This window comes from Nocardia rhamnosiphila NBRC 108938, from assembly GCF_000720425.1.
Classification (GTDB): Bacteria; Actinomycetota; Actinomycetes; order Mycobacteriales; family Mycobacteriaceae; genus Nocardia; species Nocardia rhamnosiphila.
In genome coordinates, this window is the sequence record NZ_JOAJ01000005.1 from 190,554 (window position 1) to 214,386 (window position 23,833).

Annotated in this window: 23 protein-coding genes; 12 read left to right on the forward strand and 11 right to left on the reverse strand. The window is 68.7% G+C overall.

Annotated elements, in window-relative coordinates; translation table 11 throughout:
• Positions 1–2: 2 nt before the first annotated feature.
• Positions 3–770 (reverse strand): TetR/AcrR family transcriptional regulator, encoded by a 768-nt coding sequence (locus tag IG75_RS0118615; RefSeq protein ID WP_245713310.1) that lies wholly within the window; start codon positions 768–770, stop codon positions 3–5.
• Entirely contained in the window at positions 767–1,006 is a 240-nt protein-coding gene (locus IG75_RS0118620) for a DUF2530 domain-containing protein (protein ID WP_030522802.1), read from the reverse strand. The genes IG75_RS0118615 and IG75_RS0118620 overlap by 4 nt, the downstream gene beginning before the upstream one ends.
• Positions 1,007–1,054: 48 nt before the next feature.
• Here IG75_RS0118620 and IG75_RS0118625 point away from each other — a divergent pair, with 48 nt between their 5' ends.
• On the forward strand, positions 1,055–1,504 hold the full coding sequence (locus tag IG75_RS0118625; protein ID WP_036514519.1) for a MarR family winged helix-turn-helix transcriptional regulator: 450 nt from the start codon (positions 1,055–1,057) through the stop codon (positions 1,502–1,504).
• Between the two features lie 74 nt (positions 1,505–1,578).
• Here IG75_RS0118625 and IG75_RS0118630 read toward each other — a convergent pair whose 3' ends face one another.
• The gene (locus tag IG75_RS0118630) at positions 1,579–1,980 is read right to left on the reverse strand and encodes a YccF domain-containing protein (protein ID WP_030522800.1); all 402 of its coding nucleotides are present in this window, start codon (positions 1,978–1,980) and stop codon (positions 1,579–1,581) included.
• 69 nt (positions 1,981–2,049) lie between these two features.
• On the opposite strand from IG75_RS0118630, the gene IG75_RS0118635 reads away from it, so the two are divergent.
• Positions 2,050–2,862: a TrmH family RNA methyltransferase gene (locus tag IG75_RS0118635; protein ID WP_030522799.1), complete on the forward strand. Its 813-nt coding sequence runs from the start codon at positions 2,050–2,052 to the stop codon at positions 2,860–2,862.
• Entirely contained in the window at positions 2,859–3,167 is a 309-nt protein-coding gene (locus tag IG75_RS0118640) for a DUF2537 domain-containing protein (protein ID WP_051714715.1), read from the forward strand. Before IG75_RS0118635 ends, IG75_RS0118640 begins: the two co-directional genes overlap by 4 nt.
• An 11-nt stretch (positions 3,168–3,178) precedes the next feature.
• Here the strand turns inward: IG75_RS0118640 and IG75_RS0118645 are convergent, their stop codons facing one another.
• The 3 genes from IG75_RS0118645 to serC form a co-directional block, all read right to left on the reverse strand.
• Positions 3,179–3,961 carry a DUF6928 family protein gene (locus IG75_RS0118645; RefSeq protein WP_030525816.1) on the reverse strand — a complete coding sequence of 261 codons (783 nt, stop codon included), beginning with the start codon at positions 3,959–3,961 and terminating at the stop codon, positions 3,179–3,181.
• 172 nt (positions 3,962–4,133) lie between these two features.
• A complete protein-coding gene (gene sepH / locus IG75_RS40285) occupies positions 4,134–5,582 on the reverse strand; it encodes a septation protein SepH (protein ID WP_245713311.1) in 1,449 nt (482 codons plus the stop codon).
• A 223-nt stretch (positions 5,583–5,805) separates the two neighbouring features.
• Positions 5,806–6,930 carry a phosphoserine transaminase gene (gene serC, locus IG75_RS0118655; RefSeq protein ID WP_030522795.1) on the reverse strand — a complete coding sequence of 375 codons (1,125 nt, stop codon included), beginning with the start codon at positions 6,928–6,930 and terminating at the stop codon, positions 5,806–5,808.
• A 63-nt stretch (positions 6,931–6,993) separates the two neighbouring features.
• Here serC and IG75_RS0118660 point away from each other — a divergent pair, with 63 nt between their 5' ends.
• Positions 6,994–7,707 carry a hypothetical protein gene (locus IG75_RS0118660; RefSeq protein WP_245713312.1) on the forward strand — a complete coding sequence of 238 codons (714 nt, stop codon included), beginning with the start codon at positions 6,994–6,996 and terminating at the stop codon, positions 7,705–7,707.
• A gap of 13 nt (positions 7,708–7,720) precedes the next feature.
• Here IG75_RS0118660 and IG75_RS0118665 read toward each other — a convergent pair whose 3' ends face one another.
• Entirely contained in the window at positions 7,721–8,875 is a 1,155-nt protein-coding gene (locus IG75_RS0118665; protein WP_030522793.1) for a citrate synthase 2, read from the reverse strand.
• Between the two features lie 60 nt (positions 8,876–8,935).
• Between IG75_RS0118665 and pdxH the strand changes: the two genes are divergently transcribed.
• From pdxH to IG75_RS0118680, 3 genes are all read left to right on the forward strand, one after another.
• On the forward strand, positions 8,936–9,655 hold the full coding sequence (gene pdxH / locus IG75_RS0118670; RefSeq protein WP_030522792.1) for a pyridoxamine 5'-phosphate oxidase: 720 nt from the start codon (positions 8,936–8,938) through the stop codon (positions 9,653–9,655).
• A 372-nt stretch (positions 9,656–10,027) separates the two neighbouring features.
• Positions 10,028–11,326 carry a citrate synthase gene (locus tag IG75_RS0118675; protein ID WP_081876987.1) on the forward strand — a complete coding sequence of 433 codons (1,299 nt, stop codon included), beginning with the start codon at positions 10,028–10,030 and terminating at the stop codon, positions 11,324–11,326.
• Positions 11,327–11,354: 28 nt separating this feature from the next.
• Positions 11,355–11,714, forward strand: coding sequence for an FKBP-type peptidyl-prolyl cis-trans isomerase (locus tag IG75_RS0118680; protein ID WP_030522790.1), 360 nt, complete (start codon positions 11,355–11,357; stop codon positions 11,712–11,714).
• Positions 11,715–11,807: 93 nt separating this feature from the next.
• Here IG75_RS0118680 and IG75_RS0118685 read toward each other — a convergent pair whose 3' ends face one another.
• The 4 genes from IG75_RS0118685 to IG75_RS0118700 all read right to left on the reverse strand — a co-directional run bounded on the left by IG75_RS0118685 (position 11,808) and on the right by IG75_RS0118700 (position 16,696).
• Positions 11,808–13,085 (reverse strand): sensor histidine kinase, encoded by a 1,278-nt coding sequence (locus tag IG75_RS0118685; protein WP_307688293.1) that lies wholly within the window; start codon positions 13,083–13,085, stop codon positions 11,808–11,810.
• Between the two features lie 89 nt (positions 13,086–13,174).
• Complete coding sequence (locus IG75_RS0118690; RefSeq protein WP_030522788.1) at positions 13,175–13,894, reverse strand: response regulator transcription factor; 720 nt, start codon at positions 13,892–13,894, stop codon at positions 13,175–13,177.
• A gap of 363 nt (positions 13,895–14,257) precedes the next feature.
• Positions 14,258–14,656, reverse strand: a complete 399-nt coding sequence (locus tag IG75_RS0118695) for a hemophore-related protein (RefSeq protein ID WP_051714716.1) — start codon at positions 14,654–14,656, stop codon at positions 14,258–14,260.
• A gap of 93 nt (positions 14,657–14,749) precedes the next feature.
• Positions 14,750–16,696 (reverse strand): AMP-binding protein, encoded by a 1,947-nt coding sequence (locus IG75_RS0118700; RefSeq protein WP_030522786.1) that lies wholly within the window; start codon positions 16,694–16,696, stop codon positions 14,750–14,752.
• A gap of 389 nt (positions 16,697–17,085) precedes the next feature.
• Between IG75_RS0118700 and IG75_RS40620 the strand changes: the two genes are divergently transcribed.
• The 5 genes from IG75_RS40620 to IG75_RS0118725 all read left to right on the forward strand — a co-directional run bounded on the left by IG75_RS40620 (position 17,086) and on the right by IG75_RS0118725 (position 23,801).
• Positions 17,086–20,814, forward strand: a complete 3,729-nt coding sequence (locus IG75_RS40620) for a sensor histidine kinase (protein ID WP_281630933.1) — start codon at positions 17,086–17,088, stop codon at positions 20,812–20,814.
• Positions 20,811–21,224 (forward strand): roadblock/LC7 domain-containing protein, encoded by a 414-nt coding sequence (locus IG75_RS0118710; protein WP_030522784.1) that lies wholly within the window; start codon positions 20,811–20,813, stop codon positions 21,222–21,224. The genes IG75_RS40620 and IG75_RS0118710 overlap by 4 nt, the downstream gene beginning before the upstream one ends.
• A gap of 7 nt (positions 21,225–21,231) precedes the next feature.
• Positions 21,232–21,606, forward strand: coding sequence for a DUF742 domain-containing protein (locus tag IG75_RS0118715; protein WP_030522783.1), 375 nt, complete (start codon positions 21,232–21,234; stop codon positions 21,604–21,606).
• Entirely contained in the window at positions 21,587–22,189 is a 603-nt protein-coding gene (locus IG75_RS0118720; RefSeq protein WP_174372388.1) for a GTP-binding protein, read from the forward strand. The genes IG75_RS0118715 and IG75_RS0118720 overlap by 20 nt, the downstream gene beginning before the upstream one ends.
• Before the next feature lie 73 nt (positions 22,190–22,262).
• Complete coding sequence (locus tag IG75_RS0118725) at positions 22,263–23,801, forward strand: carboxyl transferase domain-containing protein (protein ID WP_030522781.1); 1,539 nt, start codon at positions 22,263–22,265, stop codon at positions 23,799–23,801.
• The last annotated feature ends 32 nt before the right edge of the window (positions 23,802–23,833 follow it).

Below are 23,833 nucleotides of genomic sequence, written 5' to 3' on the forward strand. Positions count from 1 at the left end.
GGCTATTCCGCGTGCCCGGCCAGCGCCGCGGCGAGCAGATCGAGTTGGGTGCGCACGCTTTCGCTGTCGTTGTCGACCAGCCAGCGCAGGACGAGGCCGTCGATCACGCTGAGCGTGAAACGCGAGAGCTGGGCCACCGGAACCGTCCAGACGCTCCCGGTGGCGTCGCGGGCGTGATCGAGGATATCGGCGACGGTGGAATCGTTGAAGGCGTACTGTTCCCGGGCGATCGCCAGTTTCGCGGGGGTCTGTTCGCCCTCGCGCAGCGCGTAGGTGGTGGTCTCGTAGGTGAGCAGCTGACGTTCGGGTGTGGCTTCGATATTGAGCCACATGAGTTCCAGTCCCGCGCGCAGCAGATCGCATAGCGCCGTATTGCCGCTGCCGGCTTCCTGCCAGACCGATTCGTTGGCGTCCACAGAATCGCGCAGCTCCATCGACAACGCCTTGACCAGCTCGGTCATCAGCGCGTCCTTGCTCTCGAAACAGTAGTGCACCACGCCTAGCGAGACACCCGCCGCCTGAGCGACATCGCGGGTGGTCACCCCCGCGACCCCCTTTTTCTCGGCAAGGCCGATCGCGGCCTCGATAAGGTGGGCCCGTCGTTCTTCGACGCTCAATCGGGAGGACACCTGAGCGAGTTTGGCCCGAGAGGCCCGAACAGTCAATTCCCCGGCGGGCAGCACTCGACCACCGAGGGTCCGATCGGACTCCCGGTTGCTGTCTCCGACGATGTCGCCGCCGGTGCCGGGAAGCCCGGCTTCGACGGTCACAACCCGGTCTGTGCGCCCTTGTCACCGCGCCGGGCACCGCGGCGTTGTACCGCGAAGATGATGTACCCGAGCAGTCCGACCGCCAAACCCATCAGGCATACCGGGCGAGCGGATTCCCACCGCGGCCCGCTGAGCCAGACCACCGCGGTCGCGACGGCGAACAGCGCGCACCCGAGGGCGAGGACCGGCCGGGGGTCGGTCAGCCACGAGGGGAACTGCGGGAGCTGCGGGTTCATTCGATCAGCGTAACCGCTGTACGCACGCCGATCCGACGTGTGTCACGTATGGTTCACTTTGTGACTACCCACTCGGATGTGCGGGCGCTGGCCAGCGACCTCTCGCTGGCGGTGGTGCGCTTGACGCGGCATCTACGGGGACGGCGGACGGAATCGCAGATCTCGCTGACCCAGCTCTCGGTCCTGGCCACCCTCGGCAACGAGGGCGCGATGACGCCCGGTGCGCTGGCGGCCAAGGAACGAGTCCAGCCTCCTTCGATGACCCGGGTGATCGCCTCACTCACCGATCTCGGTCTGGTGGAGCGCAACCCGCATCCGACCGACGGCCGGCAGATCATCGTATCGCTCTCCACGACCGGGCACGCGCTGCTCGCCGATGAGCGCAGTGCCCGGGAAGCCTGGATGAGCGCCCAGCTCGCGGGTCTGGAACCCGATCAGCTCGAGGATCTGCAACGGGCGGTCGCGATCATGAACCAGATCGTCGCCGATTCGGAGTGAAGCGGTAGCGGTCGGCGGCCGGGGCCTCGAGCCCTTCGGGCCGGAGGTCCCCCGCGGCCCCCTGCGCCGCGACCTCAGCGCGCCGCGAACGGCCGGTCGCTGTCGACGATTTCGCGGCCCAGCGGGAACAGGGCGAGCGGAATCAGTTTGAGATTCGCCCAGGCGAACGGAATTCCGATGATCGTGCAGGCCAGGGCGATGCTGGTACCGAGATGTCCCAGGGCCAGCCACCAGCCGGCGACCACGAACCAGATGATGTTGCCCAGCAGCGCGCCCGCGCCGGCACCCGGTTTCTCGACCGTGGTGCGGCCGAACGGCCACAGCATGTAGACGCCGTTGCGCAGCGCGGCGACCCCGAACGGGATGGTGATGATGAGGACGAAGCAGATCAGCGCGGCCAGGAAATAGCCCAGCGCCATCCAGAACCCCGCGAGGACGAGCCACAGGATATTGAGCAGGAGCTGGATCGGCTTCATATTTCGAGCATGCCCTAAAGCGGCGCCGAGCGCACCCACCACGGACCCTCGGTGGCGGGGGTTGGCAGGATGGGCGCCGTGGCCGTGGTTCTCGAGGTGGACAGTGTGGACGATCCGCGGGTCGACGATTTCCGCGATCTGAAGGCTGCCGACCGCAGACCCGATCGGCCCGGCGGAAAGGGCCTGGTCATCGCGGAGGGAACCGTAGTGGTGCGGCGCATGCTGGATTCGCCTTTCCGGCCGCACGCGCTGCTCGGCGTGGACAAGCGGTGGCAGGAACTCGCGCCCGAACTCGCGGTGGTGGATGTGCCGTTCTACCGGGCCTCGGCGGAAGTGATGGCCGAGGTGGTCGGGTTCCATCTCAACCGGGGTGTGCTTGCGGTGGCGCACCGGCCGCCCGAACGCGATTTCGACGAGATCATCGCCGCTGCCACCACCGTGGCGGTACTCGAAGGCGTGAACGACCACGAGAACCTCGGCTCGATGTTCCGCAACGCGGCCGGTCTGGGAGTGGACGCGATCCTGTTCGGCGATCGCTGCGCGGATCCGCTGTACCGTCGGTCCGTGCGGGTTTCGATGGGACATGCGCTGCGGGTGCCGTTCGCCCGGGTACCGGAGTGGCCGGACGGGCTCGACCGGCTGCGGCGCCGGGGGTTCCGGGTGGCGGCCCTGACCCCGGACCCGGCGGCCCCGACGCTCGCCGCCGCGCTCACCGGCGAGCGGGTGGCGCTGCTGCTCGGTGCCGAGGGCCCCGGCCTGACCGAGGAAGCCATGGCGGCGGCGGATGTGCGGGCGCGGATACCGATGTCGGCGGGAACCGATTCGCTGAACGTGGCGACAGCGGCGGCGATGGCGTTCTACGAGCGGGTGCGGGCGTCGTGACCTCGGCGCTCGGAAGCCCCGGTTCCGGCCGGCGGCCCGGCCCGCCGGGTGAACCCACCCCGTGGGCGGCGGGTATCACGGTCGCCGTTCTGGTGGCGGCGCTGACCGCTGTCGGTGTATTCGCCTTCGGGGCGGCGCTCGCCCGGGTGCACCCCGTGCTGTCACTGGCGGTGAATCTGGTCGCGGTCGGCGGGGTCGCGCCCACCGTGTGGCGTTGGCGGGCGCGTCCGGTGACCCGCTGGGTGCTGGCCGGCGCGAGTACGGGGGTGGCGCTGGCCTGGATCGGCCTGCTGTTCTCTGTGTGACCGGGACCGGGCTACTGATCGGCGCCCACGGCGGCTTCGTGTCCGCGCAGCCAGGACAGCAGGCCTTTTCGTTCGTGCGTGACCCGATTGTTCGGCTGCGGGGGTTCCGGATCGTCCGGGCGATCTCCGCGGGGACGTAACCGGAAACCGCAGACCCGGATGTCCTTGGGATCCACCGGGCGGGCAGCACCGGCGCCGGCCGCGAGCTCACGATCCGCGGTGGCCGCGGGGAAGTACCGGAAACCCAGCCATTCGTGGTTGGCGGTATCGGCGAAACCGGGGGGATCGAACGGCAGGACCAGCGGATCGGGTAGTTCGCCGAGCCGCCACGCGATCGGATGTTCGCCCGCCCAGTGCGGCCGCTCCCAGATATGCGGCAGACCGTGATCCTGCAGGATATTGAGCCGGGTGGAACTGAACGCCCGGCGCAGTTCGCCGCGCTCCCAGTGTGCGAACGCGCCCCAGCCGTATTCGAGATCGAACGACACCAGATAGGTGTGCTCTTCGGCGAGCGGCCGCACCAGCAGCTCCGGGATGGCGGTCGGCTGTACCCGGGCGGCGTAGGAACTGCACAGCAGAGTGAGTCCGGGATAGCTGCCGATATAGACCTCGTCGGCGTCCGGGCCGTCGACGTCGCCGAGGGTGACCGATTCGGTGGGTTCTATGTCCAGGTCGGGATGGAGTTGCCGGGCCAGCGCGTAGGCCGCGTCCGGATCGGGGTCCGGGTCGGCGCGTAGCACCGCCGGCGGGTCGGGGGTATCGACGTACCACACGGATGAAACCTTGGACAGCATCGGTCCACCTCCGATAGCGCACGAAACCAGGTCGCGAACTCCGCGGCGCAACTGCTGTCGTCGTCCGGGCTGGCCCCGGAATCCTCGGACCGCGTCGCCGTATACACCGAACTTACTCGCGCAAACGGATGATCCGGGCGGTTGCGCGGGGTAACACGCCGGTCCGCAGTGGTCAGTGACCCGAACTGCGGACGCCGAGCAGGACGTCCTCCCACGACGGCATCGGCGCCTTGCCGCGCTTTGTCCGGGGCGCGGGCTTCGTGGCTTTGGCGGGAGGTTTCTTGGCCGCCGGCTTCGTCTCGGCCGGTTCGGGATCCGGTGTTTCGGCGACGGGTTCCTCGGCGGGAGCCTCCGGTGTATCGGCTTCCGCGGGCGCCGGTGCGGCGGTGGTCTCGGCGACGGCCGGTGCGGCGGTTTCCGCCGTAGCCGCCGCGGGTTCCGGGGCGGGGGCCGGTTCGGCGGCCGCGGGCACGGGCTGCGGCGCCTCCACCGGGGCGGGCGCGGCAGGCGCGGCCGCCAAGGGAGCCGGTTCGGGCGCGACGGCAGCCGGTGCCGGCTCGGGTGCCGATGGAACGACTGCGGCCGCGGCGGCGGGGTCGGGTGCGGCGGGTTCGGGGGCGGCGGTTTCGACCGGGGCGGGCGGTATTTCGGCCTTGGGGGTGGGCATCGCGGGCGGGGCGGCTGCCGGGGCCGGCGTGGGCCGCGGCGTCGCGGGGCGAGCCGGTTCGGCGGGGACCGGATAGGTTTCAACCGGGGGCCGGTAGGTATCCGCAGGGGGACGGTAGGTTTCGGCGGGTGCGCTCGCCGCCGGGGTGCCCGCGGGCAGCGCCGTGCCACCCGGCCGGGTGCTGCCGGGGGCGAGCGGGGTCGCGGTGGCGGGCAGCGGTGTCGTACCGCCGGCGGCCACGGCACGCTGCTCGTAGTAGTCGTCGACGGCGGCGGCCCGGGCGGGTTCCCGCCGTGGCTCGGCCACCGGTTCGGCCGCGGCCGCCGGCTCGGATTCGACCGGCAGTATCGAGGCGAGACCACGCAGCGCGCGACCGAAATCCGGATCGATCAGATCGGTGGCCGGATCGTCGAGCGGGGAAACACTGCCGCCGTGCGCGTCCGGCTGATAGCGCCAGTGCGCGGCGATCTCCGAACGGCCGTTCTGCCACTGCAACTGGGCGACCCAGAAGCCTTTCTCGTCCTTCCAGGCATCCCATTCGGCGTTGTCGAGGGTATGCCCGCGCGCGGTGAAAGCAGCGGTCACCACATCGATCAGGATTTCCACGGCCGGGCCGTCGGGACGGATCGGATGCGCCTTCTGCGCGAGTTCGGCCGCGCGGGCCCGTTCCAGCAGCACCGGATAGGCGAACCGCTCCACCCGGCTCACCGGCATACCCGATTCCTGCATCACCTGCTCGACCGAGGCGCCGGCACGGATTCGAGCCTGGATATCGCGAGGACGCATAGTAGCTTCCATTTCGATCTCGATCTGGCCGAATCGGGCAAGGTCGCCGCGGGCGGCGGCACGAAGTTTGTCGTCGGCGGGAAGCCGGAATTTCTGACCACTTTCGGTGTCGACGCACACGATATGGGCGGAGTCGGGCGTCACCCCGATCACTCGAAGTTCACGCACCGTAACCTCCTTATCGCGTCGCTCGCGATACCGCCCACGTTCTGGAACAGTAGTGCACTTCTGGGATTCGTGTGGCAAGACACGCGGCATCGAAATGTACCCTGTGGGCGTCATCTACCGCTAATCTGCTCTATTCCCTTGTGTATCAAGTTGATTCCCTAAGACGTCGGCGGGCCCGCCGCGCGACACGCGCGACGGGCCCGAACCCGCAGGTGATCTCGTCTCAGCCGAGGTTTTCCACGACCCAGTCGATGCAGCGGGTCAGTTGTCCGACGTCCTCGGGGTCGATCGCCGGGAACATCCCGACGCGCAATTGGTTGCGGCCCAATTTGCGGTACGGCTCGGTGTCGACGATGCCGTTGGCCCGCAGCGTCTTGGCCACCGCGGCGGCGTCCACCGAGTCCGCGAAATCGATGGTCCCCACCACCTGGGACCGGTGCGCCGGATCGGTGACGAACGGGGTGGCGAATTCACTGGCCTCGGCCCACGCGTACAACCGTGACGAGGAATCCAGGGTGCGCTTCACCGCCCAGTCCAGACCGCCGTTGCGGTTGAGCCAATCGATCTGGTCGGCGAACAGCAGCAGGGTCGCCAGAGCCGGGGTGTTGTAGGTCTGGTCCTTGAGACTGTTCTCGATGGCGATCGGCAGCGAGAGGAAGTCCGGGGTCCAGCGACCGGATTCCTTGATCTCCGCCACCCGCGCCAGCGCGGCCGGACTCATGAGCGCGATCCACAGCCCGCCGTCGGCGGCGAAACATTTCTGCGGGGCGAAGTAATAGACGTCGGCGTCCGCGATGCTCACCGGCAGCCCACCCGCGCCGGAGGTGGCGTCGATGGCGATGAGCGCGTTCTCCGAACCGGCCGGCCGCTGCACGGGCACGGAGACACCGGTGGAGGTCTCGTTGTGCGCCCAGCCGATCAGGTCGGCGGCGGGGTCGGCGACCGGCTCCGGCGCGCTGCCCGGATCGGCGGAGACGACGATCGGGTCGCCGAGGAACGGGTTCTTCTTGGTGACGCTGGCGAACTTGGCGCTGAACTCGCCGTAGGTGAGGTGCAGGGAACGCTCGCGGACCAGACCGAACGCGGCAGCGTCCCAGAACGCGGTGGTGCCGCCGTTGCCGAGGACGACCTCGTAGCCTTCCGGGAGGGAGAACAGGTCCCGTAACCCGGAACGGACCCGGGCCACCACATCTTTGACCGGTTTCTGACGGTGGCTGGTGCCGAATACCGAGGCACCCACCTCCACCAGGGACTGCAGCTGCTCCGGGCGAACCTTGGACGGACCGCAGCCGAAACGACCGTCGGCGGGCTTGAGGTCTTCGGGGATGGTCGGGAACGCACTGGTCATGGCGAACAGCGTAGCCGCGCCGTTGCTGTGCCGCGTACCACACTCCGGCTAACGTGAACGGGTATGAGCATGCGGTCGCCGAGGGGCGCTGCCGAGGGTGGATCCGGTGACAGCCGGGCGCGGGGCCGGAGCGAACTCCCGGGTTCGCCCGGGCCGCTCACCCGGTTGCGCGACCTGCTCCCGCGCCGCTTCCGGCGTCGCGGCGAAGCCCCCACCGGACCCGATCGCCGGGATCTGCTGGCCACCGGAACGGCGGGTTCGGCGACCGTGCTGGCGACCCGCACCCGCCGGACCGAGCCCGGCTACACCTTCCGGGTCCGCGTCCGGCTGCCCGGGCTGCCGCCCTACGAGGCCCAGGTACGCCAGCGCGTCTCCGGCGCCGAACTGGACCGCATGCGGCCGGGCGATCTGGTGTGCTGCCGGGTCGACCCCGACGACCGCGACCGCATGGTGCTGTATCTCCCCGGTGATACCGACCCCGGCCGGGCCGGCCTGACCAAGATCCTCGCCGAGGGGCGCCGGGCCGAGGCCACGGTCCTGGCGGTGACCGCGGTGGACGCCGACTATTGCGGCTGCGACGACCCGGTCCTGCGCCTGGACCTGGAGCTGAGCGCCTGGGACGAACCCGGCCCCTGGCGCGTCAGGGTGGTCCAGTCGGTCCCCTTGGCGGCCATCGGGCTCCTGGATCTCGGCGCCAAACTGGAAGCAGCGTTCTTCGCCGTGGACACCGGAGAATCGGTGGCCATCGACTGGGAAGCCGAACCCGAACGAAGGTGATGGCCCCGTCCCGCTACGCGGACCGAACCGTGTGTACCTCGCCCCACCCCGCGACGTCCTGCGGTTTCCGGGGACCCGGGCCGGTATAGATCGCCGCCGGCCGGACCAGCTTGCCCAGTTTCTTCTGCTCCATGATGTGCGCGCACCAGCCGGCGGTCCGGCCGCAGGTGAACATGGCCGGCATCATATGGGCCGGGACCTCGGCGAAGTCGAGGATGACCGCGGCCCAGAATTCGACATTCGTTTCGATGGCGCGGTCGGGGCGGCGTTCGCGGAGTTCGGCCAGGGCCGCCTGTTCGAGGGCGGCGGCCACTTCGTAGCGCGGCGCGGCCAGGCGGGCGGCGGTATCGCGCAGGACCCGGGCGCGCGGGTCCTGGGCCCGGTAGACCCGGTGGCCGAAGCCCATCAGCTTCTCCTTGCGGTCCAGGATCCCCTTGACCAGCGCGCGGGCATCTCCCGTGCGTTCCACCTCTTCGATCATGGGCAGGACCCGGGCGGGGGCGCCGCCGTGCAGCGGCCCGGACATGGCGCCGATGGCTCCGGAGAGCGAGGCGGCCACATCGGCGCCGGTGGAGGCGATGACCCGGGCGGTGAAGGTGGAGGCGTTCATACCGTGTTCGGCCGCCGAGACCCAGTAGGCGTCGATGGCTTCGGTATGGCGCGGGTCGGGGTCGCCCTTCCAGCGGGTCATGAAGCGGTCGGTGACCGTGGTGCATTCATCGATGCGGCGCTGCGGTACGGCGGGCTGGTAGATGCCGCGGGCCGATTGCGCCACATAGGACAGTGCCATCACCGAGGCGCGGGCCAGGTTTTCCCGGGCGATGGCGTCGTCGATATCCAGCAGCGGCCGATAGCCCCAGATGGGGGCGAGCATCGCCAGGCCGGCCTGGACGTCGACACGTACGTCGCCGGTGTGTACCGGCAGTGGGAACGGTTCGGCCGGTGGGAGGCCGTGCCCGAATTCGCCGTCGACCAGGAGGGCCCAGACATCGCCGAAGGTGACCCGGTTACCGACCAGGTCCTCGATGTCCACGCCGCGGTAGCGCAGCGCGCCACCGTCCTTGTCCGGTTCGGCGATCTCCGTGGTGAACGCGACCACCCCCTCCAGGCCGCTGACGAAATCGTCCGGCACCCCGCCGGACCCCGATACCGCGGAATTGGTGGTCATACGCGACTCTCCTCTCAACAGAACTCTAGCGCCGAGCTACCCGGGAGTAACGTCTGGCCCATGGCCGATGTGGAGGAGACGGGTGCCGATCTCGGCGCGATGCGTGCCGAATACGGTGCGGCGCATCCGGGTTCGCGGAACTCGGGACCGTTGCTGGGTGTGCACGACACGGAACTGGACGAACTCTCGGTGGCCGGGGGCTGGGAGCCGCTGCTGCGGCTGTGGATAGAACAGGCGACCGTCGCCGGGATCGCCGAACCCAATGCCATGGTGCTCGCGACCCTCGCCGGGACCGGGGCGGACGCCCGGCCGGTGACCCGCACGGTGCTCTGCAAGGGCCTTTCACCGGAGGGCGTCATCTTCTATACGAATTACGAGTCGGCCAAGGGCGCCCAGCTCGCGGCGACGCCGTACGCCTCGGCGACCTTCCTCTGGCCGCAGCTGGCCCGCCAGGCCCATGTCCGCGGCCGGGTGGACCGGGTGCCTGCCGAGGTGACCGAGCGGTACTGGCGGTCGCGGCCGCGGGAATCCCAGCTCGGCGCGTGGGCCTCGCGTCAGTCCGAACCGATCGGCTCCCGTGCCGAGCTCGACGAACAGCTGATACGGACCACCCGGCGTTTCGCCGCGGTGGACGAGGTGCCCGTCCCGCCGCACTGGGGCGGTTATCTGCTGCATCCCGACGAGGTGGAGTTCTGGCAGGGGCAGCGCGGGCGGCTGCACAACCGGATCGTGGTCCGTATCGACGACGCCGGTATGTCGGTGCGGCGTCTCCAGCCGTGATGAAGCGAGCGGGCAGGTCACCGGTCGTGTCCAGGCCCGTTACATCTCCGCCGGTGATGTTTCGCACGGTTTCGCCGACAGGCTGGTGGGTACGTTCTGTGGGCGGTGGCGAGCGGCGCTTTCCGTGGATGTGGCATGGGCGTTGTCCACAACCGGCCGGGATCGAATCTCACGAGCATTTTCCCCGGTCACAGCCTTACCGACCGGCAGGCGAACCGCTGAATCCCACGCCCGCGCGGGCGGATTGTGGGATCGGTGCGCGGGTACCCTCCCCGCCGGTCCCACCGGAGCAAGGACTAGCGTCTACCGATAACGCACCGTGTGCCGACCGCATGCGATGCCGACGGTCTTAAGCCTGAGAGGGAACCTTCCGTGCCGGAGAATCACATAAATGACGCCAAGCCGGTTCTCACCTACCCCGGTGGCGAATACCCAATGACGATCGCGCAGGCCGCCGAAGGAAACGACGGTATCGATCTCGGCAAGCTGCTGGCGAGCACGGGATATACAACCTACGACCCGGGTTTCGTCAACACCGCGTCGACCAAATCGGCCATCACCTATATCGATGGCGAAGAGGGCATTCTGCGGTACCGGGGTTACCCGATCGAGCAGCTCGCGGACAACTCGACCTTCATCGAGGTCAGCTATCTGCTCATCTACGGCGAACTACCCACCCAGGACCAGCTCGAGGATTTCACCGACAAGATCCGCCGGCACACCCTGCTGCACGAAGACCTGAAGCGCTTCTTCGACGGCTTCCCCCGTAACGCGCACCCGATGCCCGTCCTCTCCTCGGCGGTCAACGCGCTCTCGGCCTACTACCAGGACTCGCTGGACCCCCGCGATCCCGAACAGGTCGAACTGTCCACCATCCGGCTGCTGGCCAAACTGCCCACCATCGCCGCGTACTCGTACAAGAAGTCGGTGGGCCAGCCGTTCCTCTACCCCGACAACTCGCTGTCGCTGGTGGAGAACTTCCTGCGGATGACCTTCGGTTTCCCGGCCGAGCCCTACCAGGTCGACCCGGAGATCGCCGCCGCCCTGGATATGCTGCTCATCCTGCACGCCGACCACGAGCAGAACTGCTCCACCTCCACGGTCCGGCTGGTCGGCTCCTCCGACGCCAACCTGTTCACCTCCGTTTCCGGCGGTATCAACGCGCTGTGGGGCCCGCTGCACGGCGGCGCCAACCAGGCGGTACTGGAAATGCTCGACGGTATCCTCGCCGCCGGCGGTGACGTCAAGGAATTCATCCGCAAGGTCAAGAACAAAGAAGACGGTGTGAAGCTGATGGGCTTCGGGCACCGGGTCTACCGCAACTACGACCCGCGCGCCGCGATCGCCAAGAAGCACGCCGACACCATCTTGAGCAAGCTCGGCAGCGATCCGCTGTTCGATATCGCCCAGGCCCTCGAAGAGGCCGCGCTCACCGACGATTACTTCGTCGAGCGCAAGCTCTACCCGAACGTCGATTTCTACACCGGCGTCATCTACAAGGCCATGGGCTTCCCGACCCGCATGTTCACCGTGCTGTTCGCCATGGGCCGGCTTCCGGGCTGGATCGCGCACTGGCGGGAAATGCACAGCGAAGCCATCAAGATCGGCCGTCCGCGGCAGATCTACACCGGCTATGGTGCACGGGACTATTCCGAAATCACCAACCGCTGAATCGATTGAATCGAAGGGGATTCAAGGCATGAGCAAACCGGAGATCGAATTTCAGGCGGGCCCCCCGCCCACCGAACTGGTCATCAAGGACATCACAGTCGGCGAAGGCCCGGAAGCCGTTCCCGGCGGTACCGTCGAAGTGCACTACGTCGGTGTGGAATTCGATACCGGCGAGGAATTCGACTCCTCGTGGAATCGCGGCGAATCGATCACCTTCCCGCTGCGTGGCCTGATCCAGGGCTGGCAGGACGGAATTCCGGGTATGAAGGTCGGCGGCCGTCGCCAGCTCACCATCCCGCCGGAACTGGCCTACGGCCGGGCGGGCGGGGGTCACCACCTGTCCGGTAAGACCCTGGTCTTCGTGATCGACCTGCTGGACGCCAAGTAGGTCCGCCTGCGGGGCGAACGCCCCCTCTGCAACACATCTCGGCCCCGGAGCTGCGGCTCCGGGGCCGAGTTCGCGTTTCCGGCCGGAGTCCGTTCACGCCGACCCCGTGACCACACGGTTCGGCAGGACCAGTACCAGCCGGACCCCGCCGAGGGTGCCGTCGTCGAAATAGGCCCGCCCACCGTGCAGCTGGGCCTGCTGGGCGACCAGGGCCAGCCCCAGGCCGGATCCGCCCTTGCTGGCACGGCTGCCGCGGGCGAAGCGGGCGAAAACGGTTTCGCGTTCCTCGGGCGCCAGCCCGTGCCCGTTGTCGTCGATCGAGATGACGATGGTGTCGTCGGCTTCGCGGTGGGCCGACAGCAGCGCCTCGGTGGCGCCGCCGTGTCTGACGGAGTTCTTGACGGCATTGTCCACCGCCAGGCGCAGGCCCGCGGGCAGACCGCGGGTGACGAGTTCGGCGTCGGTATCTATCCGGACGGTCACTCCGGGATGGTGGCGCATGGCGTCGTGGGCCGCCTGATCCAGCAGCTCCGCGACATCGGTATCGATATGGTCGCGTTCGGAGGTCAGATCGCCGGAGGCGAGTCGTTCCAGCGCGGCCAGCGTGGTCTCCACCCGGCCCTGGCTGCGCTGCAGATCGGCCAAGATCTCGGCGCGCTGGGATTCGTCCAGATCGAGAGTCGCCAGCACTTCCAGGTCGGTGCGCATCGCGGTCAGCGGGGTGCGTAGTTCGTGCGCCGATACCGCGGCGAAATCCCGGGCGGTCTCCAGCGCGGCAGCCGTTTCGGTCTGTGCCTGGTCCACCCGGCGCAGCATGGTGTTCACCGCGTCGGCCAGCTGTTCGGCCTCCAGCACTCCGGAACTGCCGACGGGTTCGGGCGTGTCGTCGCCGTACCCGGTGCGTGCCCCGACCTGCCGGGTGAGCACCACGATCGGCCGGACCGCACGCCCACCGAACAACCAGCCGAGACCGGCCGCGGCCGCGATCGCGAGCAGACCTCCGAAGAGCACCCAGCGTTGCTGTTCGGCGGTCATCTCGGCCGCCTCCGCCGCGGGGATACCCAGCGAAACCGAGCGGCCGGCGGGCTGATTCTCCGTGGTGGTCAGCACCCGGTAAGGAGTGTCGTCCACGGGGATTGTCTTCGTGCCCGGCTCCAGATCCGGCAGCTCGACAGAACTCGAGGCGAGGACCCGGTCCTCGTCCCGGACGGTCAGCGCCATATCGCGGTCGGGACCGAGCAGGTTCACCACCCCGACGGCCACCACCGGCTCGATCAGCACCAACCGCGAAGCGATCCGCAGCTGTTGATCGGTCTGCTGCAGGTTGTTGTGCTCGATGGCGGGGACGGCGATCGCGCTCACCACTGCCACGATGAGCACCGCCCCGGCCGCCGCCGCCCCGGAAACCCGGGTGCGCAGCGAATACGATCGGCGGCGTCTTCGCCGGGAAGTACTGCCGATCACTTCGTTTCTCGCAGTACGAACCCGACGCCGCGAATGGTGTGCAGCAGCCGGGCGGTGCCGTCGGCCTCCAACTTGCGGCGGAGGTAGCCGACGAATACGTCCACCACATTCGTATCGGCCGCGAAATCGTAGCCCCACACCAGTTCCAGCAACCGTTCCCGGCTCAGCACCACACCGGCGTTACGCGCCAGGGTCGACAGCAGTTCGAATTCACGTTTGGTCAGCTCGATCTGCTGGCCGTTCAGCATCGCCCGATAACCTGCCGTATCCACCTGGAGCGCACCGACCGAGACGATATCCGGATCCCCGGCAGCGGTGGCGGTGTCGGTGCGCCGCCGCAGCAGTGCCTTGATCCGCGCCACCAGCTCCGCCAGGACGAACGGTTTGACCAGATAGTCGTCGGCGCCCGACTCCAGGCCCGCGATCCGGTCACCGACGGAACTGCGCGCGCTCAGCACACAGATCGGGACCTCGTTCCCCATCGCCCGCAGGGCCGTCACCACCCCCGCCCCGTCCAGCACGGGCATGTTCATATCGAGGACGACAGCGTCCGGCGCCTCCTCGGACACCGCACGCAGCGCGGCCGCCCCGTCCCGGGCGACACTCACCCGGAACCCGGACAATCTCAGACCTCGCTCCACCGACGAGAGAACATCCTCGTCGTCATCGACAACGAGGACCGCCGGACTGCTGATCCGCTCCGTCACATCGTCCATTATCTCCGCGCCGCCTCCGGCGGTGTCTATTGGCGCGCCTCCGGCGCCTCGACCCTTTCAGGGCCTCGCCGAACTCGGCACCGACAGGGCGCTGCTGTTTGTAAGGCGATCAGACGCCGGGTCGGCCGGGCGGTCGAGTCGGCATCCGATCCGGTCGTCGAATGCCGACGCAACCCGCATGTGCCGAGACTTACGAGACGGCTCCAAGGGTTGAGGCCCATCTCGCCCCTTGGCCGTAGGCGCTCAACGGTCGCTCTCTATGGATGGCCCACCGCAATCGCATGAGCGAAGCTCGAGTCCCGAGGCCGAAACGGCGAGACCAAGGGGCCTCAACCCCGCGGCGCCGAAGGCGCCGCCGAAAACTCAGTAACTGTGGCAGGTGTCGGCGACGCCCTGGAGGGTGGTCCGGAGCTGCTCGGCCTGGGGGTCGTTCTCGGCCTGCTGGGCCTGTTCGGGGTTCTCGTCGATGTACTGCTGCAGTTCCGCGCGGCGCTGTTCGACCGGCTGATCGAACTTGCTCTGCAGTTGCGCCTTCAGACCGGGATTGTTGTCCAGCATCGACGCCAGTTCCGGAGCCTGGTCGTGCAGGGCGGCATCGATCTGGGCGAAGGAGCAGTCGCTGGTGATCAGCGGTTCGGCGAAATCCGTCGGTGCCGCGGAGGCGACCGCGGGGCTCAGGAACGCGGTAACCGCGGCGGCGGCGCCCAAGGTGAGGGTGAGCGGGCGGAGCGTGCCGCGAAGCCGGGTCGTCGTGTGTGCCATAGAGTTACTGCCTCCTACCGTGTCGTGTCGAGCCGGGGCTCGTGGACTGCCTCAGACCGTATTGTGCCGTCATGGCCGGCCTCTGAGGATTTCTTAAGAGGAGTTTGAGTTTTGGGCGGGTCGCACGATCCGGGCGAGTTCGTCCAGGACGCCGGGATCTTCGATGGTGGAGGGTATTTCGTAGTTTTCGCCCGCCGTCATCTGGCGGATCGTTTTGCGCAGTATCTTGCCGGAGCGGGTTTTCGGTAGGGCGGGTACCACGACGGCGTCGTACAGGCCGGCGACCGGACCTATCTGTTTGCGGACGCGTTCGCTCAATTCGTCGCGCAACGTTTCGGGGTCGACGACGGCGTCGGCTTTGAGGACGACATAAGCGATGGGCCGTTGCCCTTTGAGTTCGTCGGGCAGCCCGATCACCGCGCATTCGGCGACGGCGTCGTGGCCGGCGACCGCCGCTTCGATACTGCCCGCGGAAAGGCGGTGTCCGGCCATATTGATCACGTCGTCGCTGCGGCCGAGGACGAACAGGTAGCCGTCTTCGTCGAAATATCCGGAATCGCCGGTGAGGAAATGGCCGGGATATGCCGAAAGGTATGAGCGTTGATAGCGCTCGTCGTCGTGCCACAGGCCGGTGAGCGCGCCCGGGGGCAGTGGCAGGCCGATGACGATATTGCCCTCGGCTCCCGCGGCTACCGGGTTGCCGGAGGAATCCAGCACCCGCAGCCGGTAGCCGGGCACCGGTACCGAGGCCGAGCCGGGTTTGATCGGTAGCCGCTGCAGCCCGAGCGGATTGGCGCAGATGGGCCAGCCGGTTTCGGTCTGCCACCAGTGGTCCACCACCGGGCAGTCCGTGCGGTCGGCGAGCAGCGTGTCCGCGGCCCACCGGTAGGTGGCGGGATCGAGTCGTTCACCTGCGCAGAAGAGAGAACGGAGCGAACTGAGGTCGTGGTCGCGGGCGAATGCGGCGGTGGGGTCGGCGCGGCGGATGGCCCGCAGGGCGGTCGGCGCGGTGAACAGCGTGTGCACCCGGTGTTCGGCCACCACCCGCCAGAATGCGCCGGCATCCGGTGTGCCCACCGGTTTGCCCTCGTACAGGAGCGTCGTGGCACCGGCCAGCAGGGGCGCGTAGACGATGTAGGAGTGGCCGACCACCCAGCCCACATCGGAGGCGGCCCATATGACCTGCCCCGGCCCCACATCGTAGATATTGCGCATCGACCAGGTCAGCGCGACGGCGTGACCGCCGTTGTCGCGGACCACGCCCTTCGGCCTACCGGTGGTTCCGGAGGTGTACAGCACGTACAGCGGATCGGTGGCCGCGACGGAAACCGGTGCCGCGGGTTCGGCGTCGCGGACCACGGCGTCCCAGTCCAGCCACCGCACGGCCGCGTCGACGGCCGGATTCCCGTCGTGGTTGTGCGGTGGGAAGTCCGCACGCTGTTTCACCAGCACGGTCCGTGGCGCGGTGGTCTCGGCCAGTGCGAGGGCCTCGTCGACGATGGGCGGGTAGGCGATGGTCCGGTTCGGTTCCAGTCCCCCTGACGCTGTCACGATCAGGACGGGTTCGGCGTCGTCGAGCCGGGCGGCGAGTTCGGGGGCGGCGAATCCGCCGAACACCACCGAATGCACGGCTCCGATCCGGGCGCAGGCCAGCATCGCGACCACGGCCTCGGGAATCATCGGCAGATAGATCACGACCCGGTCACCGGCGGTCACCCCGAGATCACGCATGGCACCGGCGAATTTCGCGACCTCGTCGCGCAGTTCGGCATAGCTGTAAACGCGGTTACGGCCGGTCATCGCCGAGTCGTAGATCAATGCCGCCTGGTCGGCCCGGCCGGCGTCGATATGCCGGTCGAGCGCGTTGTAGCAGGTATTGAGCCGCGCGCCGGGAAACCACCGCGAAGTCCGGCGATCGGTGTCGAGTGCCTGCTCAGGGGGCACATCCCAATCGACGGCCGAGGCCGCGCGGGTCCAGAACTCGGCGGGATCGACCAGGCTGGTCTGATAGACCGGTCGATACTCGTTCCTCGCGTTCACCCGTGCTCCCTAGCCTCGCAGCAATCCTCGCCTCGATAGATCAGCACGATTGTGGCAGACTTCACGCGACCCCCCGTCGGGTGTCGCGACCATGGCTTATGCCTGTAACCGGCTGGTCAATGTGCGTGAACCCGGGCTGAGTACACCAAGAAGTTATTGATCCGTTAGAATCTGATGACACAAATTCGGTCCGTCGTAGACGCAATTTCTCGGCCAGCCGCGACCCACGGGCAGCTCCACCCGTCGAGCCACTATGCGAGTGTGGAGTTCCGCTGATGGAGCATGGCTGGGGCCAGGTTGGAAAGTGAGTGGGAATGCGTGACGCCGCTAGGTCCGGCACGAAGCGCTGGGCGCTGAGTAACTGGGACCTTCGCTGGAAGGTTACGGCCGTGCTGGCTGTGCCATTGGCGGTCGCGGTCGGACTCGGCGTGTCCAGGATTTCGGCGGAATGGAGCAACGCGAACCGACTGGGTTCGGCCTCCGAGAACGTCAGTATCGTTCCTTCCGTCCTCGATCTCAGTACGGCCACGTCCGCCACGGCGGGCTCTCAGGTGATCGCCATCGCGCCGGGCCGGTCGATGGTCACCGAGGACAACCTGACCTCCCTGGACCAGGCGATCGCCGCGGCCGAATCCGCGCTCGGCGAACTCGACGATCTACCGGTCGCGCGCCAGGCGCTCACGGAGATGATCGATCAGGCCAAGGGAGTTCGCGCCGGCGGTATGGCGCCGTCGAATCTGCCGCCGGACGAAGCCGTCCAGGTTCTCGACAAGGCCCGTAACGCGGGTGTCCGGGCCGTGGAGGCCATTCTCGGCGAGATCGGTGACGCATCGATCGATCCGGCGAAACTCCGGCTGGTCGACGCGCTGAACCTGCGGTCCACGATGGTCGGTGAGATCACGGCCGCGGCGGAGCTGCTGCGCAACCAGGAATCCGGTGAGCAGGCCTACCGCACCGCGACCAATACCGAACGCGCACTGCTGAACATCCTGAGCCAGCGCTACAACGCCGAGGATCCCGATATCGCGATCCTGCGCCAGGGCATCGACAACCGCGCCGGAATGCTGGAGACCCCCGAGGCCCAGGCCGGTCGGCTGCCGCTGGGCGAGGCCCGGCAGTCGCTGCTGGACAGCACCGGGACCACCGACAAACTGATCGCCGAGGCCACCTCCTCGATCGACGACGGTGTGCGGGCGATGGCCGACAAGGCCCTCTCCGATGCGGTCATCTACTCGATCGTCGTGCTGCTGACGATCCTGGCGGCCCTGCTGCTCGCGGTGTTCGTGGCCCGGTCGATGATCGTGCCGCTGCACCGGCTGCGCCTGGCCGCCCTGCGGGTCGCCGAAAGCGATCTGCCCGACGAGGTCGCCCAGCTCCGTACCGGTGCCTCGCCGGAGGAAGTGCCCCTCGAACCGATGCCCATCCGGTCCGAGGAGGAGATCGGTCAGCTCGCGCGTGCGATCGACGATATCCATGGTCAGGCGCTGCGCCTGGCCAGTGATCAGGCCCAGATGCGTTCCCAGGTCAACGATATGTTCGAGACCTTGGCCCGCCGCAGTAAATCGCTCGTCGACCATCAGCTCAGCCTCATCGAGGCGATGGAGTACGACGAGAAGGATCCGCGCCTGCTGGAGAATCTCTTCCGGCTGGACCACCTCGCCGCGCGTATGCGCCGTAACGGCGACAACCTGCTGATTCTCGCCGGTACCAAACAGCGTCGCGCCAAATCCGCCCCCGTCGAGATCGCCGACGTCCTGCGCGCCGCGATCTCCGAGGTCGAGGACTACGAGCGGGTCAAGCTCGGCGCCACCCCGCGCGGTGCGCTGATCGAACCGGCCGCCTCCGATATGGCGCATCTGTTCGCCGAACTCCTGGACAACGCCCTGCGCGCGTCGCCGCCGGAGACGGACGTGAAGTTCACCTTCGCGCAGGCACACGACCAGGGCCTGCTCATCGAGGTCGCGGACCGCGGTATCGGTATGCCGCCGAGCGAGATGGCCGAGATCAACCGCCGGCTCGAGAGCACCGCCGAACCCGGTCCGGACACCGCCCGCCACATGGGTCTGTTCGTCGTGGGCCGGCTCGCGGAACGGCACGGCCTCAACGTGCGGCTGCGGCCGACCTTCGATACCGCGCGCGATCCGGGTGTCACTGTCACCGTGCACGTCCCGATGAGCCTGATCGTCGCCGGGGAGACCCAGATCCTGCCGCTGGCGACCGGTTCCGGGCCGCAGGCCGTCGTACCGAACGACACCGCGAAGAAGAAGCCGGAACAGTCGCCCGACGAGGCCGCCGCGGCCGCGCTGCGCAATACGCCGGGCGGACCGTCGATGCAGACCCGCGGCATCAGCCGTACGGCCGCCGGGAACATGATGGTGACCGTCGACCCCGGCATGAGCGGACCGCTGCCGGCCGTCGAACGGCCCAAGCCGCCGGAACGTCCGGCCGCTCCCGCGCCGCTGGGCGCGGGCGGACTGCCGCAGCGACAGCCGGGTAGCGCGATGGCCGGGGGCACGCGCGAGGGCGAGCAGGGCACCACCAGTCTCCGGGAGGCCAGCGCGGGCAGCACCGCGCAGCGCGGCAAACTCGCCGCGGCCAGCCTGCCGAAACGCAATCTGGGACCGAGCGGCGGCGGCGCCACACCGACCCTGCCGCCGCGTATCCCGGGCGAATCGACCGCGGGCGGTCCGCCGCCGCGGGAGACCAAGACCGGCCCCGGCGGGCTGCCGCAGCGGCAGCCCGGCACCGCCGGCGCACCGCAGCCGGGTGGCCCGGCCGGATTGGGCGGTTTGCCGCAGCGCCAGCCCGGCGCGAATGGAGCGCCCGGTAGCCGCCGGGACGCCGTGCCCGCTCGCCCGGCCGGCGAGCGTCCCACCGAGACGGCGTCGGAAACCACCGCGCCGCCGCGTCCGGCCGGATCGTTGCCCACGCGTCAGCCGGGCCAGCAGCGTCCGGGCGGTCTGCCGCAACGGGATCCGGGTACCAACGGCGCCCCGGCCCGCGAGAACGGAGCCTCCGGGCTGCCGCAGCGCGGAGGGCCGGCTGCCGGCGGTCCGGCGCGGAGGGAACCGGAACCGCGTCCCGCCGCCGAATCCGCGTCGGGCGGACTGCCCACCCGGCGCGAGCCCGGAACCAACGGCCTGCCGCAGCGGGATTCCGCCTCGGGCCTGCCGCAGCGGGATTCCGCCTCGGGCCTGCCGCAGCGGGATTCCGCCTCGGGCCTGCCGCAGCGGGATACCGCGTCCGGCCTGCCGCAGCGGGACACCGCCAACGGCCTGCCGCAGCGGGATACCTCCGGTGAGTTGCCGGCCCAGCGCGGCCCGGCGGCGACCGGTGGGTTGCCGTCCCGGGAGCGCTCCGGCGAACTGCCGGCGCAGCGCCCGGGCGCGCTGCCGCCGCGCCGGGAAGCACCGGGCAACGGGCTTCCCCAGCGGCCGGCCGCCGGTGGCGGTCTGCCGCAGCGCGGAGCGCCGGCCGACAGCGGTCATACGGCCCGGGAACGCTCGAACACGCTGCCGCAGCGGGATACCGCGGCGCCGAGGCGGCAGGCCCCGCCCGCCGAGCCGGGCGCGCTGCCGCGCCGGGAACCGGGCGGGTACACCGCCGAACGGTTCGACAACCCGCCGGGTGTCGCGCTACCCCGGGCGGCCGAGCCCGCCGAGGGCCCGGCGGCCGCGCGGGAACCCGGACGGCACAGCTACAAGTCCAATCCCGCGAAAACGGCGTCCTTCTTCCAGACCCGGCTGCAGCCGGCCGAGGAGACGGACAGCGTGCTGGGCGGGACGCCCATCTTCGCGGAGATGATGTCGGCATGGCTGTCGGATTCGGACTCCGATCGTTCCCAGGCCGTCGCATCCTTCGACTCCCCGGGCGACGAGGGCTGGACGGCGGCCCGGCGGGCCAGCGAGGCCGAGCCCGAGACCCGCACCGCGGCCGGTCTGCCGCAGCGTAATCCGGGTGTCCGGTTGGTACCCGGCGCTGTCAGCGGCGCCCAGGAACGGACGCCGAGTCGCAATCCCGAAACGATCCGGTCTAGTTTGAGTCGGCACCAGCAAGGTGTTCGGGATGGCCGCGCAATGAGAGCAATGAACCTAACCGGAGACAAAGGAGACCGATGAACCCCGAACTAGGTGGTACGAACCGTCAGTTGGATTGGCTGGTTTCGAACTTCGCAGGCGAGGTTCCTGGCGTAGCCCATGCCGTTCTGGTCTCGGCCGACGGCCTGCTGATGGCGGCGAGTGCCCAACTACCGGTCGACCGCGCCGAGCAGCTCTCGGCGGTCACGGCCGGACTGGCGAGTCTCTCGGTGGGTGTGTCCAATCTGTTCGAAGGCGGCACGGTTCTGCAGTCCGTCGTCGAAATGGAGCACGGCTACCTGCTGCTGATGGCGGTGGGCGACGGGTCCTATCTCGCGGTCCTGACCAATACGTCCTGTGATATCGGACAGGTCGGCTACGAGATGGCTTTGTTGGTCGAACGCGTAGGCCAGACAGTTCAGGCCACTCCACGCGTCACGATGGGTTCCTGATGGTGGGATGGACATAGAGGATCACCGCGTGGGAGGCTCCGAGCCCAGTCTCGTGCGCCCGTACTCGCTGACCGCCGGTCGTACCCGACCGAAGGTGGAGTTGGCGCTCGAGGCTCTCGTCGCGTCCCATCCCATTTCGCTCGAACGCCAGTACGAACTGAGCAATATCGAAAACTCGATAGTCGAGTTGTGCAGGGAGTCGCCGTCGGTCGCCGAACTAGCGGCTCGACTGGGTATACCGATCGGGGTGGCGCGTGTACTTGTAGCGGACCTGATCGAAGCCGGGCATGTCCGCGTTTCGGCGACTTTGAAAGACGATTCCAGCGACGATGAACGTCGCGAGCTGATCGAAAGGGTTCTCAGTGGACTCCGGCGTATATGATTCGACGGCACAGGTCGATACCCGCCAGACCAAGCCGACTTCGGCGAAGATCGTGGTCGCAGGTGGGTTCGGCGTGGGCAAAACGACGCTGGTGGGGGCAGTTTCGGAAATCGTCCCGTTGAGAACCGAGGCTCTGGTGACCAATGCCAGCGCCGGGATCGACAGTCTCGCGGGTATCGAGAGTAAATCCACCACCACGGTGGCCATGGACTTCGGCCGGATCAGCCTGGCCGAGGATCTCGTGCTGTACCTGTTCGGTACTCCCGGCCAGTACCGTTTCTGGTTCATGTGGGACGACCTCATCCGGGGTGCGATCGGCGCGGTCGTGCTGATCGACACCCGGCGGCTGGAGGACAGTTTCGCGGCGGTCGACTACTTCGAGGCGCGCAACCTGCCGTTCCTCGTGGCGCTCAACCAGTTCGACGACGCCCCGCAGTATCCGATCGAGGACATCCGGCAGGCACTGGCCGTGCCGGCCGATGTGCCGATCATGCCGATCGACGCGCGCCGCCGGGAGCCGGCCAAGGAGGCGCTGGTGCGGTTGACCGAGTACGCGCTGCAGAAGGTCACCCGGGGCTACTGATCCGGCTGCCCGTCATACTGGTCGGCGTGCCGGTGTGGACAGTTGCGGTGTGGGAGGCCCCGGGGCGGCTCGGATGACATTGTCGCGAATCGGCTCCAGGCAACTACTCGAGGTGCTGCTGGATCCGGGCTCCTTCGTGAGCTGGGATTCCGCGCCCCTGGATGTGGCGCGGACCGGTGACTACCGGTCCGCGCTCGCCCGGGCGAGCGCGGCGGCGGGAACCGACGAGGCGGTGCTCACCGGCGAGGGACTGTTACGCGGTCGCCGCATCGCGGTCATCGCGTGCGAGTTCGGGTTCCTGGCCGGTTCGGTGGGAGTCGCGGCGGCCGAGCGGATCGTCACCGCGGTCGAACGCGCCACCGAACTGGGGCTGCCGCTGGTCGCGTCGCCGACTTCCGGCGGTACCAGGATGCAGGAGGGCACCCTCGCCTTCGTGCAGATGGTGAAGATCGCCGGGGCAGTGGCGGCACATAAATCGGCCGGCCACCCCTACATCGTGTACCTGCGCAACCCCACCATGGGTGGGGTATTCGCGTCGTGGGGGTCGCTGGGGCACATCACCTTCGCCGAACCGGGCGCGCTCATCGGTTTTCTCGGGCCCCGGGTGTACGAGGCGCTCTACGGTCATCCGTTTCCCGACGGTGTGCAGACAGCCGAGAACCTCTACCGAAACGGCGTGATCGACGGGGTTGTCGAGGTACCGGTGTTCCGGCGTATCGCCCATCGGGCGCTGAGCGTTTTCAGCGGCCGGGTGCGGGCGCCCGGCGATCCGGATCCCGCTGTCACACATGATTTCCGGGAGACCGAGTCGGTCACCGGGGCCTGGGATTCGGTCCTCGCCTCCCGGCGGCCGGATCGTCCGGGGCTACGCGAACTGCTCCGGCGGACCACCCAGCGGGTTCCGCTCAGCGGCACCGGCCAGGGGGAGGCGGACCGCACTGTGGTGCTGGCGCTCGCGCGGTTCCACGGCCGGCCGTGTGTCGTGTTCGGTCACGACCGCGCCCATCAGGACCCCGAGCACACCATGGGTCCGGCCGCGCTGCGGGAAGCGCGCCGCAGTATGCAACTGGCGGCCGAACTGCGGCTCCCGCTGGTGCTGGTGATCGATACGATCGGCGCCGCGCTGTCCAAAGAGGCCGAAGAGCGGGGTCTGGCGCCCGAGATCGCGCGCTGCCTGGCCGATCTGGTGACGCTGGACACCGCGACGGTTTCGGTACTGCTCGGCCAGGGGACCGGCGGCGGCGCACTCGCGCTGCTACCCGCGGACCGGGTGCTGGCGGCCACCCACGGCTGGCTCGCACCACTTCCGCCGGAGGGGGCCAGTGCGATCGTCCATCGCGATACCGAGTACGCACCGGAACTGGCTGCGGCGCAACGTATCCGGTCGGCGGAACTGCTGGCGGACGGGATCGTGGATCGTATCGTGCCGGAGTATCCCGACGCCGCGGACGAGCCGGTCGAATTCGCGCGCCGCACCGTCGCGGCGATCGCCGCGGAACTCGACCGGTTGAGCGCGCAATCACCCGCCGAACGGCAGGCGGCCCGGCAGCGCCGTTATCGCCGGCTGGGGGTCCCGCCCCGAAGCGGCGGGAGCGGTCGGTCGGGTACCTAGGCGGTGGGCCCGCTCCTGAGGAAGTTCTCCGG